This is a genomic window from Nocardia sp. NBC_01388, from assembly GCF_045040085.1.
Taxonomy (GTDB): Bacteria; Actinomycetota; Actinomycetes; order Mycobacteriales; family Mycobacteriaceae; genus Nocardia.
Genome location: NZ_CP109553.1, coordinates 1,142,912 through 1,156,065, shown reverse-complemented (window position 1 = coordinate 1,156,065; position 13,154 = coordinate 1,142,912). Strand labels below are relative to the sequence as shown.

Annotated in this window: 14 protein-coding genes; 8 read left to right on the top strand and 6 right to left on the bottom strand. The window is 64.5% G+C overall.

From position 1 onward, the window contains the following. The first annotated feature begins 41 nt into the window (after positions 1 to 41). Both OG716_RS05440 and OG716_RS05435 read left to right on the top strand, forming a co-directional pair. Positions 42 to 491 carry a nitroreductase family deazaflavin-dependent oxidoreductase gene (locus tag OG716_RS05440; protein WP_405136591.1) on the top strand — a complete coding sequence of 150 codons (450 nt, stop codon included), beginning with the start codon at positions 42 to 44 and terminating at the stop codon, positions 489 to 491. A 14-nt stretch (positions 492 to 505) separates the two neighbouring features. Then, complete coding sequence (locus OG716_RS05435) at positions 506 to 1,231, top strand: DJ-1/PfpI family protein (RefSeq protein ID WP_405136590.1); 726 nt, start codon at positions 506 to 508, stop codon at positions 1,229 to 1,231. A gap of 86 nt (positions 1,232 to 1,317) precedes the next feature. Here OG716_RS05435 and OG716_RS05430 read toward each other — a convergent pair whose 3' ends face one another. Continuing rightward, positions 1,318 to 2,928: a flavin-containing monooxygenase gene (locus OG716_RS05430; protein ID WP_405136589.1), complete on the bottom strand. Its 1,611-nt coding sequence runs from the start codon at positions 2,926 to 2,928 to the stop codon at positions 1,318 to 1,320. Between the two features lie 5 nt (positions 2,929 to 2,933). Then, positions 2,934 to 3,566, bottom strand: coding sequence for an SRPBCC family protein (locus OG716_RS05425; protein WP_405136588.1), 633 nt, complete (start codon positions 3,564 to 3,566; stop codon positions 2,934 to 2,936). A 310-nt stretch (positions 3,567 to 3,876) separates the two neighbouring features. Here OG716_RS05425 and OG716_RS05420 point away from each other — a divergent pair, with 310 nt between their 5' ends. Further along, a complete protein-coding gene (locus OG716_RS05420) occupies positions 3,877 to 4,542 on the top strand; it encodes a TetR/AcrR family transcriptional regulator (RefSeq protein WP_405136587.1) in 666 nt (221 codons plus the stop codon). Positions 4,543 to 4,592: 50 nt separating this feature from the next. Beyond that, a complete protein-coding gene (locus tag OG716_RS05415; RefSeq protein WP_405136586.1) occupies positions 4,593 to 6,008 on the top strand; it encodes an ABC1 kinase family protein in 1,416 nt (471 codons plus the stop codon). Between the two features lie 32 nt (positions 6,009 to 6,040). Here OG716_RS05415 and OG716_RS05410 read toward each other — a convergent pair whose 3' ends face one another. The 4 genes from OG716_RS05410 to OG716_RS05395 all read right to left on the bottom strand — a co-directional run bounded on the left by OG716_RS05410 (position 6,041) and on the right by OG716_RS05395 (position 9,505). Continuing rightward, positions 6,041 to 6,709 carry a response regulator gene (locus OG716_RS05410; protein WP_405136585.1) on the bottom strand — a complete coding sequence of 223 codons (669 nt, stop codon included), beginning with the start codon at positions 6,707 to 6,709 and terminating at the stop codon, positions 6,041 to 6,043. Next, positions 6,706 to 7,872 (bottom strand): sensor histidine kinase, encoded by a 1,167-nt coding sequence (locus tag OG716_RS05405; RefSeq protein WP_405136584.1) that lies wholly within the window; start codon positions 7,870 to 7,872, stop codon positions 6,706 to 6,708. The genes OG716_RS05410 and OG716_RS05405 overlap by 4 nt, the downstream gene beginning before the upstream one ends. Positions 7,873 to 8,018: 146 nt before the next feature. Continuing rightward, the gene (locus tag OG716_RS05400) at positions 8,019 to 8,357 is read right to left on the bottom strand and encodes a hypothetical protein (protein WP_405136583.1); all 339 of its coding nucleotides are present in this window, start codon (positions 8,355 to 8,357) and stop codon (positions 8,019 to 8,021) included. A gap of 251 nt (positions 8,358 to 8,608) precedes the next feature. Beyond that, positions 8,609 to 9,505 carry an alpha/beta fold hydrolase gene (locus OG716_RS05395; protein WP_405139547.1) on the bottom strand — a complete coding sequence of 299 codons (897 nt, stop codon included), beginning with the start codon at positions 9,503 to 9,505 and terminating at the stop codon, positions 8,609 to 8,611. 648 nt (positions 9,506 to 10,153) lie between these two features. Between OG716_RS05395 and OG716_RS05390 the strand changes: the two genes are divergently transcribed. The 4 genes from OG716_RS05390 (at position 10,154) to OG716_RS05375 (ending at position 12,889) form a co-directional block, all read left to right on the top strand. Then, positions 10,154 to 11,146, top strand: a complete 993-nt coding sequence (locus OG716_RS05390; RefSeq protein ID WP_405139545.1) for an alpha/beta hydrolase — start codon at positions 10,154 to 10,156, stop codon at positions 11,144 to 11,146. Beyond that, the gene (locus OG716_RS05385) at positions 11,147 to 11,764 is read left to right on the top strand and encodes a class I SAM-dependent methyltransferase (RefSeq protein WP_405136582.1); all 618 of its coding nucleotides are present in this window, start codon (positions 11,147 to 11,149) and stop codon (positions 11,762 to 11,764) included. Between the two features lie 291 nt (positions 11,765 to 12,055). Then, positions 12,056 to 12,478 (top strand): hypothetical protein, encoded by a 423-nt coding sequence (locus OG716_RS05380; RefSeq protein ID WP_405136581.1) that lies wholly within the window; start codon positions 12,056 to 12,058, stop codon positions 12,476 to 12,478. A 123-nt stretch (positions 12,479 to 12,601) separates the two neighbouring features. Beyond that, positions 12,602 to 12,889 (top strand): hypothetical protein, encoded by a 288-nt coding sequence (locus OG716_RS05375; protein WP_405136580.1) that lies wholly within the window; start codon positions 12,602 to 12,604, stop codon positions 12,887 to 12,889. The last annotated feature ends 265 nt before the right edge of the window (positions 12,890 to 13,154 follow it).

Here is a 13,154-nt window from a genome sequence, read left to right as displayed (position 1 = left end):
GCGGCATGAACGACCCAGAACACACGACCGGAAGAGAAACAATGGGTACACGGGGAGCACGTCCCGCCGGACCGGAACGCAAGTTCAGAGTGGAACGCGCGCTCGAGCGGGCCTTGAATCCGGTGGTACTGATGCTGCGTCGCGCGGGCATCCGTTCGCGGTACGCGACCGAACTCGAAACCACCGGCCGCAAAACAGGTTTGGCCAGAGCGGTGGTGGTAACCGCGAATTTCGATGACAGTGGCGCGTGGGTCATTTCCCAGCACGGGACCCGTTCGGGCTGGGGCGCCAATATCACCACCCATCCGAAAGTCCGGATCCGCCAGGGCAATCGGTGGCGCACCGGCACCGCGGTGTTCGACCACGGCGACGACGTCCTCGCACGCGCCCGGTCCTTCGGCTCCGATCCGATCACCGCGGCGTTGGCGGTCTCGGCCATTCGCAGTCTGCAGACGACCCCGATATCGGTGCGGATCACCTTCGATTCCTGAGAAGGAGAACCACCATGCAGATCGCCATCGTCGTCTACCCGGGCATGACCGCCCTCGACACCATCGGCCCGTACGAACTACTGCGCACCCTCACCGATCCGGAGATCCGGTTCGTCTGGCACGAACCCGGCCCGATCGTCACCGACAGCGGCACACTGATATTGGCCGCGACACACTCGTTCGCCGAAACGCCCGCGCCGGACCTGATCCTCATCGGCGGATCTCTCACCTCCACCATGCAGACCACCTGCGATGAGAAACTGCTCGCGTGGCTGCGTCAGGCGCATGCCACCTCCCGCTGGACGGTGTCCTCGTGCAGCGGCTCGGTACTGCTGGCCGCGGCCGGCCTGCTTACCGGCAGACCCGCCACCAGCCACTGGGCCGCCCTGCCGGTATTGGCGAGCTACGGCGCGAAACCCGATGGGACGCAGCGGATCGTGCGTGACGGGAAGATCATCACCGCAGCCGGAGTATCGGCCGGACTGGACCTCGGACTGTGGCTCGTCGGCGAAATCGAAGGACGCGATCGCGCCGAGGCCGCGCAGCTGCTGATCGAATACGACCCCCAGCCACCCTTCGACAGCGGCCATCTCAGCAAGGCATCGGCCGCGACCAAGGCCCGCGCCGTGGCACTGACCAAACACATGGTCCCCGCCCGCGAGCTGTTCAGCGAAGCCCGTGCGGGCGCGAAAGTGTTGTGGTCCAACGCGATCGGCCGCGCACGCGGTAGCAGGCGCTGATCTGCTACTCCCCCACGACAACTGACCCCGAGCATGCAGCGCGCACTCAGGGTCAGTCATTCAGTTCCATCGGTACCGGTACGACCTCAGCCGCGAGCCAGTTCAGCTGCCGGTTCGCGCGCGGGCTCAACGGCTCGGACGGTGCGATAGCGGTAATCCTCGCGGTCGAAGCGAGTGGCTTTGCGATAGGTCTTCCACAGCGACCAGGGCCGCAGGTACGGCGACTTGCCCTGCGAATTCACGAAGTACGTATTGGAGCCCTCGCATCGGGTCTCCAAGTAGTACGACAGATTTCGCCCATTGCGGATCATCGCCTGATGGAACCGCTCCTGGGCCTCGGGGCGCACTTCCACCGCGACAGCACCGCGCCGGCGGGTCTCGTCGATAACCGTGGCGATATGGCGCATGGCGTTCTCCACGAAATAGTGGAACGCGGTGCCGGTCCAGGAGTACGGCCCGATCATGATGAAGCGGTTCGGAATACCGGCGACCGAGGTGCTGTAGTACGCCTTGAGCTCCTCGGTGTTGTAGAAGACGCCGAGGTCGAAACCGTCACGGCCGAGGACGGTTCCGGGTTTGTAGCTCTCCGGATCGGAGAACACCTCGTACCCGGTCGCCACGATCAACGCATCGATTTCCCGCTCGGTACCGTCTGCGGCGCGGATTCCGTTCGGGGTGATCTCCGCGATCCCCGTGGTGATCAGATCGACGTTCTCACGATTGAGCGTGGGCAGATACTCACCGCCGGCGCCACCTCGGATGCACACGATGCCGAAGCCCGGGCGCAGCACCTCGCGGGTCTTCTTGTCCTTCACCTTGAATCGCACCCAGCCCGAGTACGCATGACGGCCCAGGAAGTCCACCACACGCGCACCGGCTTTCCACGCCGGCGCCGGTGTGTAGATCGCGAATCGCAGCAGCGAATCGACCACCGCCTGCGCCAGTCCGTTGGCAACCGCGGAGCCACCCGGCAGCGCGAGCAGCCGCTGCATCCACGGGCGAAGTACGAAATCCGGTTTCGGCAGGTACACCTGCGGCGTGCGCTGGTAGATGTCCAGATGCGCGACCTGGGCGGCGAGTTTGGGCGCGATCTGCATGGTGCTGGCGCCCACCCCGATGATGCCAACCCGCTTACCGGCGAAGTCGTACTCGTGATTCCACTGCGCCGGGTGCATGGAAACCCCGGTGTAGGAGTCGAGTCCGGGAATGTTCGGCCGCGTCTTCGCATTGATGTACGCGCCCACGGCACTGATCACGAAGCGCGCCGTGATCGATTCACCCGACTCCAGATGCAGCCGCCACAGTGCGGCCTCGTCGTCCCACTCCTCACGCACGATCGTGGTGTCGAATCGCATCCGGCGCGGCAGATCGTAGTCACCGGCGACCTGCTCGAGGTACTCGAGAATCTGATCGCGCTTGGCGAAAAGCCTGTCCCAGTCCGGTTTACGAGCAAACGAGAACTGATACGTCGTGCTCGGTATATCGCAACCCGCATCGGGATAGCTATGGCTGTACCAGGTACCACCGAGCCCGCCGACGCGATCGACGATCAGGAAATCCTCGACCCCGATCTCCTGCAGCTTCACCCCCGCGCAGATACCGCCGATACCGGCGCCGATGACGACGACCTCATGCTGCGGCTGTTCGGCAGCGGATTCGGTGGTGGACTCGGTGGTGGCCATATTGTCTCGACTCATTTGGCTCATTTGGCGCCTTTCTCGGCCCGGTGATCACTCGGCCGCGCCGAAGTGTGTCCGTTGGTGTCGATCGACCGCAGTGCGGGCGCGGTCGAGGATGCGAGCGCGGCGACATGCCTGCTGAAAAGCGGGCCGATGCCGAAGAATCGGTACGCCGCCCGCCATACCGGTGGTGCCCAGGTCGAAAAACGCAGCGGTAGTCGCGGAGTCACCGCGATCGTCCACTCGACCTTCGTCCCGCCGTTCCCGAGGTCGGCGAACCGCATGTCCTCGGCGTATTGGCGCACCAGCAGGTATTGCAGCCAGTTCCCGCTCACGACACCGAAGGTGATGCGCCGGTTCGGTTCGTAACGCCAGAACTTCTCGCGCTCGACCCACAGCATGCGCGATATCCCGAACACCGAACCCATCTCGCGCACGACGCCGGCCCCGCGCGCGGGCGAGTCGTAGCGGACGCCGACACCGGGAAAGGGCAACCAACTCCACGCCCGGTCTCCGTCGACCGCGTCCCAGACCGCCTGCAGCGGTGCGTCGATAACGCGTTCGATGGTGAAAACCAGTGCGGCGGTGTCGAGAACGCTGTCGTCGACAGGTTGCACGGCGGCGTGCTGGGTGTGCAGGAACGCAAAGGTATTCATGATCGGCTCCAGATTCGGGGAGTGTGCAGCGGCGGCACTGTGCGATGTGCCGCTCCCGCGTCCGGCGTTCGTGGCCGTCGTCGGGTTCATCACTGACGGCCGCATCGGGCAATTGAGGTTCGATTTGTGCAGAGGCATCGGCAACTCCTGTGTCGCCACTCGACCGCGAACGAAGGATCGTGCTTCGATCAGCTCTCAATTAGCGGATGAATGTGTCATCAAACTAAGCCGTCCCAGACGCGAGCGCAAGAGTGGAGCCCACAAGGTGTGCTCGACCTGGCCGCGGAGGCGGGCGCATACGATGTGCTCGATGACCGAACCAGCCAAGCGTGGACCCGGCAGGCCCCGCGACGAACAGCACACCGAGCGACGCCGGCGCGAACTGATCGAGGCCGCCTATCGGGTGTTCACCACCAAGGGCTACGCCGCGTCGACGGCCGCGGACATCACCGCCGAGTTGGGAGTCGGATACGGCACCTTCTACCGGTACTTCGACAGCAAACGCGCGGTCCTCGACGAGGTCGTGAACTATGGACTCGACCGGCTGATCACCCAGATCGCCGGTGACGCATTCGATCCCGCGTCCTTCGAACGCGAAATCGACCTCGACGAGCTGATCCAGATCTGGACCGACGCGGTCGAGCGCATGTGTCACATCGCCGAATCCGACCCGTCGCTGATGCAGTCCATGCTTTTCGAACTGCCGGGCATCGACGACGAACTCAATACCCGCATCCTGGGCCTCGGCGGCATCCTCTCCGCCACCGTCGGCCGATTCCTCTCCCGTGCCGCCGACGCGGGCGTCCTGCGCGATGACGTCAACACCGAGGACGCGGGCTGGATGCTGCTGGCCCTGACCATCCCCCCGGTGATGAAAACACTGCAGGGACGTGGGCACGAGGACCGGCGTCGCTATATCGATACGGTGACCACCGTGCTCGCGCAGGGTCTGCGCGGCCCCGAATCGCCCAATTAGCGGACGTCTGCGTCTGCTAATCTCGGACAGCGGCTGAGGAGGCTGGTCCGATGACGAAGAAGATCCCGACTTCCCGGGCGCAACGAGGGGCTCAACTGGGCAAACTGGTTGCCGGACAGGTCGTGCGCGGGGCCGGAGTGTCGCTCGCGATGGTCCGCGACACCGAGGAAGAGCGCCATGCCCGCACCGAGCGCGCCCTCATCAACGCGGCCGAGGACATCGTCAATGTGCTCGGCTCCATGAAGGGCCTGGCCATGAAGGCCGGGCAGCTGCTGTCGATGTTCGACCTGCTGAGCGCATTCGGCACCGACGCCATTCCCACCCGCCAGCGCGAGCGGTTCCAGCAGACCCTCGCGACCCTCTTCGACCAGAGTTCACACGTGCCGTTCGACAAGATGCGCGCGGTCATCGAAAGCGACTACGGGCGTCCACTCGGCGAGGTGTTCGCCCAGTTCGACGAGCAGCCGATCGGGGCCGCTTCGATCGGACAGGTCTACCGCGCCCGGCTCGCGGACGGTCGCGCGGTCGCGGTCAAGGTCCAGTACCCCGGCATCGATATCGCCATCCGCGCCGATTTGAAGAACCTCGGGCTGGTGATCCGGATGCTGCGCGGTGTGGCCCCAGCGGTCTCCGATCATGCGCTGTTGCGCGAGTTGACCTCTCATCTGGCCGAAGAGACCGACTACCGGATCGAGGCCGAGAACCACCTGGCCATGGCCGGACTCTTCCGCGATCACCCGTTCATTCGAATTCCCGAGATCGAGATCGAGATGTGCACGGCGCGAGTGCTGGTGACCGAACTCGCTGAGGGAATGCCCTTCGAGGACATCGCCGCACTTGCCGCCACCGAACGCGACCGCGTCGGGGAAATCCTGGTGCGCTTCTACATGGGATCGATGGTGCGTGAGCGCCGCTTCACCGGCGATCCCCACCCCGGCAATATCCTGCTCGCACCCGATGGCAAGGTGGTCTTCCTCGACTTCGGCCTGGTCAAGCGGATGGACGAGTCCGCAGTGGCCTTCGAACTCGACTGCGCCCGGGCGGGCGCGGAATACCGTGGCGGCGATCTGCGTGCGCTGATGGTCGATTACGGTGTACTGGAACAGGATTCCCCTTTTCCAGCGGCCGACTGCCTGCGCCTGCTGCACGAGGTTTCCGGGTGGCTGCTCACCGACGCCGACATCCGCATCAGCGAGGACGCCGGCGCGAACGCGCTATTGGCATTCCTCGATCCGCGCCGCGGCTACTTCGAGTATTGGCGAGACGAGCACGCCCCGGCCGAACACGCACTCGCCCGCCGGGTGGAGTACGGAACCCTCGCGCTGCTGGGCAGGCTCCGGGCGATCGGGAACTGGCACCGTATCGGCCGGGAATGGTTCTACGGCGAGCCTCCGTGCACGGAACTCGGTGCACTCGAGCGTGATTGGCTCACCGTTCGACCGGATGTCACCGAACCTCCGGCGTAGGCGGTTCATCGCCACGCGTTTCCGCTCGCGGCTCAGACCAGTCCGTGTTCGTGGGCATAGACGACGATCTGTACGCGGTCTCGCAGGCCCAGTTTCCGCAGGATCGCGCCGACGTGGGTTTTCACCGTCGATTCGCCCGCGAAGAGCAGGCCCGCGATCTCCAGATTGGAATTGCCCTTCGCGACGGCGATGAAGACGTCTCGTTCCTTGTCGGTCAAGGTGCCGTAGGCGACGGGAACCGGTGTGCGAGTGCGGAATTGCCCCTCGAGAAGGGCAGCGAGATCAGCAGGCGCGAGGACCGCATTGCCGCTGTACACGGTGCGGATCGCCTCGCACAGCATGACCGGGGTGGTGTCCTTGAGGAGAAATCCGCTGGCGCCCAGGCAAATCGCGGTCGCGGCCCGATCATCGAGATTGAACGTGGTCAGGACCAGTACCCGTAAAGGCCTGGTACGCCGCCCCGCCCGATCGGCGGCGAACAGCTGGCGGGTCGCCTCCACCCCATCCATGCCGGGCATGCGGATATCCATGAGCACAACATCGGGTTCGAGTTCCTCGACCCGCTCGATCGCCTCGAGCCCCTCGGCGGCATGGCCTACCACCCGCATGCCGGGCTGGGCGTCGATGATCACCGCGACGCCGGTGCGGAACAATTCCTGATCATCGACGAGCAGTACCCGGATGTCCTGCGCCGCGCTCACAAGATCATCCTCCGTACCGGAACTGCCGCTGCGGCAACGAAACTGGCAGTACTCGCACCGGCCTCGGCGGGATCGTGACGGATCTCGAGCCGTCCGCCCACCGACTCCAGCCGCTGCCGCATGCCGTCCAGCCCACGGCCGCTTCCGCCGAGGCTGTCAGCAGCCCCCGGCTCGACCGGATTGACCACCTCGATTCGCAGTTCATCTGTACTCCAACACAGTTCGACTCGAGCAGGAGCGCCCCTGCTGCCGTGCCGGATGGCATTGGTGAGCATTTCCTGCAATGTGCGATACGCGACCGTCGCCAAGTCGGGCGCCAGCGCGCGGGCCGTCCCGAGGTTCTCGACGGTGATGGCGTACCCGCTGGCGCGCACGGTCTCGATCAGCGTGTGCAACTCCCCCGCCTCGGCACCCGAGGCCGACGCGGTGAGTACCCCGCGCACATCCTGCAGCGAGGAACGCGCGACCCGAGCGATATTCGCCATGGAGGAGCGCAGCGCGCCGATATCGGTATCGGGAAGGAATTGAGCAGACTCGGCCTGAGCCACGATCACCCCCAGCGAGTGCCCGACAACGTCATGCACATCGCGCGCGAGCTGGGCCTGCTCCGCACGAAGCTGCGCGATCTCCCGGGCCTGCCGGCTCTCGCGCTGCGCGGTCGCGGCGTCCTGCTCGGCAACTCGCTGCGAGGCCAGCGAATCACGCACGCGCACAGCCGATCGCCGCAACATCAGCCCCGCCAGCCAGCAGACACCGAAGAGCGCGGCGACCAGGAACCCGCTGTAGGTCCCCAATCCGAGGTACGCCAGCAGTGCCCCCATCGGCACCGACAGCAATCCCGCGAGGACGGTCGCCTCGGCGCCGGACCGGGCGGCGGCGAACAGCACCGCGGCCAATCCGACCTGCACCACCAGAATCGGTGCCCCGGTGACGATCTGATACCCGCACAGAACCCAGGAACACGCGAGCCCCAGCGCCGGACGGCGTCGGCCCACCGCCACCGCGAAGGCCGTCATCACGACCACCGGAACCACGGTTCCGCGATTGGGAAACAGATTGTCGTGTATCCCGATCACGACCTGAACCAGGCCGCCGATTACCACCAGCACAGCGAGCAGCACGCCGATGATCCAGTCACGCCGCTCGACCGACAAGACGCTCACCCGACCTCCCGTCCGCGACAATCCGCAGGTTGACAACGGCAGGTAATCCAATGCCGGCATGGCGCGCCATCAAGCTCGCACACGCGGCTTCGAATCGAATGCGGTTGCGAGCCCGGTGCACACAGCACCGCCGCGCCGCGACCAACTCAGCGCCGGTCGCCATTGCCTCCGCTCGAACCCGCCATGGCGCCGATGTCCTGCCGCGCGGCGAGCGTCATGAATCTGGACCGCACGAGCAGTCCGCCCATCAGAATCGTTCCGCCGATCGCCAGCGCGATCAGCCCGAGAACCCCCGCCGGCTGCCCGTTCCGGCCGGCAGCGGTGTCCGCGGCAACGGCCGCGATCAACAGCAGCACCGCCGCGGCGATCGCCAGCGCACCGGCGCTCCACACCATTCGGAACAGCCAAATCTGCGCAGGCGAGGCGATATTGCGCCACTGCGGCCGCGCGACGGTGCCGGTGGTAGGTGCACTCTGAGTACTCATGCTCATCTCCTAGGAAAACGTCCTGGTATCGAACGGCAACTCGATACCAGGCCTCCGCCGAGCAACTCGACGACGACCATCCCCCCACCGTCGTCGTCCGCAATCCCGGGCGCGTCCACCTCGAGTACCGATCAGTTCGCCACAGGTACCGAAGCGGTCCCCTCGGTGGTGACGATGAGCATGACTTCACCTGCGTTGTGCCGGTGCGACCTCTATCGCGATCCATTCAAGGTCGGTTATACCCGGGTTCCTCAGGACATTTCGAGCGCGGGGGCCGACGCGACGACGGGAGATCGACGCAGTGGCGGGCTCCCCAGGAATTCGTCGATGATTGTGGTGACCGCTTCGGGATTTTCCATCATCGGCAGGTGGCCACAGCCCTTCAGGAAAACTTCACGGTCGGGTCGCAGGGTTCGGTTGAGATCGCGACCGGCGCGTGGAGAGAGGCCGAGGTTGGCATTGCCCCAGACCGTAGCGAAGGGAGGGAACTGCGCACCGGGCCGCATCCGGTCGATCTCACTCAAAGCCGAAGTGTCTGCGAACAATTCAGCCATGGTTCGCAGACGGCCACGGGTATTCCAGCCCGCGCCGGCCCGGCTCGCACCGGGGAGGTTGGTAAACGTGCCGGTCTTCCAGCCCCGGGGCCCGTACTGGGCCACGACCACGAACCGTGTCAGAAGTTTGGGGACCCGGATGCGTGAGGCGACAGCCAGCGACAACCTGGGCAGACGGGCCGCGGCGGGCATCACAAGCCCGATGACGCCGCGCCGAGCGGTCTCGTGCGTGAGCGGATTGATCAGAACCAAGGCGTCGAAAACCTCGGGCCGACGCTGAGCCAGCAGCAGGGTCATGGCACTGCCCATGCAGTTGCCCACCACCGATACCCGCTCGAACCCCAGGTGATCGATGAACGCCGACAACGCGTCTACGTACTCGGGCATCGTGTACCCCGAGTCGGGCAGGTCCGATTCCCCGAAACCGAGATGGTCCAGGCAGATGACCTCGTACTTCGACTTCAACGCGGCGGCCTGGTGAGCCCAGATGTCCCGGGACGTTCCGCCGTTGTGCAGGAACAGGACCGGTTTGCCGGCCCCCTCCCGCGTGTAGGCGATCCGATTGCCTTGGTGCACAAAGAATTTCGTGGTCATATTTCCTCCACGCCGAGGAGCGGCTTCGCGGTCACGGTTTGCCTCAAGCGCCACATCCGACACCATTGATATATTGTCATTATTCACATACTTCTACTATTTCAGTAGTGGCAATATCCGCCAATTTGCCGCCCGTGGCACCCGGGCAACACCCGACGGCCGAGCTGCCACTCGGCGCTGCGGGCGCAGCCCCTCCTGCGATGGCATCATCGGCCAGAATTCCTCGACTTTCCTTGCGGCACAGCCGTTTTTGCACGCTCTGCCGACAAGACCGCATACCACGCTCCCGATCCCGATACGAGTCTCGCCTCTCCCGCCCCCGGAAGTCCATGGGATCACCGTCGTACATCAGGACCAGGGCCAGAACAACGAGCAATACGAGCGCCACGAGCTTCATACCTGAACCCTCGGATCGATGCATATATGGACAGAATCCATCACTATCTGGATACTGTTGTAATCTAGATTAGGTATACCATTCGGTCTACTATTGCTGTCAAGTTGCCGGAACACCGAAGAAAGACAGCTGGAGGACGTATGAGCAGTAGCAACTTCACTCACGCTGGGAATGAGCTCGACACCATCCACACGACCGCAGAGGTTCTGGGCGATGATGTCGTCCGCGTCGAAGTGGTCAACAAGGCGAGCATGCGGATGCGGATCGCCCACGCGCTGCTCCGAGTAACCTTCCGTCCCTTCTTGAACCTGTACGCCACGCTGGCCGAGAGCGGACCGCTGCGCGGCGATCGGGCGTTCCGATTGGCCAACTTCGCTGATCTGCTCGGCAAGCTGTTGCCCGCACCGCGCGGGACACAGCGCAGGCTCATCACGTTCGAGAAGTTCCGTGCCGAATGGTTGTGGCACCGTGCCGATCCCGGCCCCGATGCGGTCGGACGCGGCGCGATCCTGTATCTGCACGGCGGTGCGTTCACGACCGGCGGGCTCAACAGCCACCGCCGCCTCGCCGCCCGCATCGCCCGTGCCAGTGGGGTCGCGCTGCTGAACGTGGACTACCGGCAACTGCCGTACGGGCACCCGCTCGACAGCGTCGACGACGTGGTCACCGCCTACGAACACATACTCGCGCAAGGATTCTCACCTGAGCGGATCGTCTTCGCGGGCGACTCGGCGGGCGGCGGGCTGACCTTCGCCGCCGCGCTCGCCGCACGAGAACGCGGACTACCGGTCCCCGCCGCGATCGCCGCCCTCGCGCCCTACGCCGACTTGGACTCCACCCGCCGCGCAGCGCACCCCAACGACAAGCGCGATGCCATGCTCTCGGCGCGCGCAACGTCGGTGCTGGCATCGGTCGGCTTCGCCCGCGACGGCAAGCTCGATCCCCTGTGGTCACCGGTGAACCACGACTTCACCGGCATGCCACCGGCCCTGATCCAGGTCAGCAATACCGAAGTAGTCCTGTCTGATGCCGAATCGCTCACCGATCGGTACCGAGAAGCGAATGTGCCTCTCACGCTGCAGATCTGGGACAACGCCCTCCACGTATTCCAATTCGGCGCCGATCTACTGCCCGAGGCACGCACCGCAATCGCAGAGATCGGCGTTTTCATCCGGAACGCACTCGACGACAGCAACGCGCAGTCAACGCCGACTCCGCTCCCCCTCGACCGAAAGCTGGCTTGAATGGGATTCTACGAAGATCGGATGCTGCCCAGGTTCGTCGACCTGACCTGCGGTTCGACGATGCTCGACCCGGTGCGGGAGCGTACCTGCGCGAACCTGTCCGGACGCGTAGTCGAGATCGGCTTCGGATCTGGACGCAACGTGCCGTTCTATCCGGCGTCCGTTGTGTCGGTCAGTGCAGTCGAACCCGCGGACCGTGCCTGGGCCATGGCAGCCTCGCGAGTAGCCGCCTCGACCGTTCCGATCGAGCGCGCCGGACTGGACGGCCAATCACTGCCTTTCTCGGACAACAGTTTCGATGCGGCACTGTCGACCTGGACGCTGTGCACCATTCCCGATGTCGCGGCAGCACTGTCCGAACTGCGCCGCGTCCTGACCCCCGGCGGGACACTGCATTTCGTCGAACACGGTCTCGCACCGGACACGAAAGTGCAGAAGTGGCAGCACCGATGCAATCCGCTACAAAACGCCGTGGCAGGTGGCTGCCATCTGAATCGTGATACTCGCGGCCTGATCGAATCGGCGGGATTCGAGATTCGCGACATGGACCGCTTCTACCAGAAGGTCGCGCCGAAGGTGTTGGGAGCGATGTCGCTCGGTATCGCCGTCGCACCGTGAGGACTCGCTCCTGCCCCCCCAGCCCCGCAACTCGCTCAACGGCGACTACCAGACGGCCCGGCGCAAGTCTTTTTATGGCAATCTGAGGGCTAATCCATCGGCCCCAGTGACAGCACCGCGCCAATCCAGCAGGCGTTAGCAAAATGCTGAAAATTGAGCCTCAATTCACTGAAGGTTGACAAACGTCTGATGTTTCCTGATCATTAGAATCGAGTTGGCTATTCTTTGGCAATCCAATAGATCGCCAGTTGGCCAGTGCCCGACACCATCACTGAACGAAGGAGTATCGACATGAAGCGATCGGCGATCCTGGCAACCGCAACCATCGCGGCCGCCCTGGCGCTGCCGCTGGCAACAGCCGCCTCCGCACAGGCCGCACCCGAGGGCTCGATGTACTTCAGCTACGGCGACCGCAACTGCGCGATCATGCCCGACGGCACCATCGGCTGCGACCTCAACAGCATTCAGATGGTGAACCTGCCGGTGGGACCGTGGGGAATAGCGGTTCCCACCATTCAATACGTCGCAGATCCGAACCCGCGCGCGACCTACGACTTCAGCCGCCCCTACACCCAGCCGGGCGGCAACCCGGACCTGAGCCAGGTCGCCAACGACAACGGACCGTTCGGACCGCGCCTGTCCTACGCCGGCGCCTACTGCGAAGCAGGCTTCCACGGCATCCTGCACTGCGTCGCCCGCGGCGGCGACCGCTGACGAACAACCTATCCAAGCCGGGTGGCGCGGCCTCGAACCTCATTCTCAGGGCGTCCGAGGCCGTGTACGCCCGACTGATCCAATAAGCCGGGTTTCCCTCCGGACAGGTCATTGCAACGAGCGGTGCACGGGACCGACACCAATATCGTGACCGTAATTGCTTTGTGCACCAAACACTCTCATGCCGGTCAGCCGTATTCCGCGCTGGTGGCGCGGCGGCCACGACTACTGGATGCGGGCGCCGAACTGACCTCCGAATTCTCGAAAACTGGATCGCTGGCCGAAGAGTCCGCCGTGCCGATCGCCTTCCAACTAAGAAACAAGCCGCGACGTGCTGAGCACCAACCAGTTGCAGCGCCTCAACTGCATGAACACATGAGCATCATCGTTGACTTCCTGGGTGCGGTGTAGATAACGGCCGGCGCCGCCCTGTACTGCTATCAAGACGATCGTGCGCACACAAATCCCGCAGTCGCGCTCGTGGCCCCTGGTCTGGGCCTGCTCTGCATTACTCGGATCGTTGCCGCAGGGTTTCTGTAATGAACCTTGCATCGACGCTGCCCTGCCCGATCTGATGAGGATCATCAGCCGGACAGCGACCGCGATTTCTGTGTCAAAGGGACTGCTGCACGGATAGGTGACAACCGAGTTGGCTTGCCGTCGGGCAGGCTGGAAG

What these genes read in the sequence shown, in the direction of transcription:
- OG716_RS05400 (WP_405136583.1), bottom strand. Translation starts at nt 8,357, where the DNA reads ATGAGTACTCAGAGTGCACCTACCACCGGCACCGTCGCGCGGCCGCAG.
- OG716_RS05425 (WP_405136588.1), bottom strand. Translation starts at nt 3,566, where the DNA reads ATGAATACCTTTGCGTTCCTGCACACCCAGCACGCCGCCGTGCAACCT.
- OG716_RS05420 (WP_405136587.1), top strand. Translation starts at nt 3,877, where the DNA reads ATGACCGAACCAGCCAAGCGTGGACCCGGCAGGCCCCGCGACGAACAG.
- OG716_RS05435 (WP_405136590.1), top strand. Translation starts at nt 506, where the DNA reads ATGCAGATCGCCATCGTCGTCTACCCGGGCATGACCGCCCTCGACACC.
- OG716_RS05430 (WP_405136589.1), bottom strand. Translation starts at nt 2,928, where the DNA reads ATGAGTCGAGACAATATGGCCACCACCGAGTCCACCACCGAATCCGCT.
- OG716_RS05390 (WP_405139545.1), top strand. Translation starts at nt 10,154, where the DNA reads ATGCGGATGCGGATCGCCCACGCGCTGCTCCGAGTAACCTTCCGTCCC.
- OG716_RS05385 (WP_405136582.1), top strand. Translation starts at nt 11,147, where the DNA reads ATGGGATTCTACGAAGATCGGATGCTGCCCAGGTTCGTCGACCTGACC.
- OG716_RS05395 (WP_405139547.1), bottom strand. Translation starts at nt 9,505, where the DNA reads ATGACCACGAAATTCTTTGTGCACCAAGGCAATCGGATCGCCTACACG.
- OG716_RS05415 (WP_405136586.1), top strand. Translation starts at nt 4,593, where the DNA reads ATGACGAAGAAGATCCCGACTTCCCGGGCGCAACGAGGGGCTCAACTG.
- OG716_RS05380 (WP_405136581.1), top strand. Translation starts at nt 12,056, where the DNA reads ATGAAGCGATCGGCGATCCTGGCAACCGCAACCATCGCGGCCGCCCTG.
- OG716_RS05440 (WP_405136591.1), top strand. Translation starts at nt 42, where the DNA reads ATGGGTACACGGGGAGCACGTCCCGCCGGACCGGAACGCAAGTTCAGA.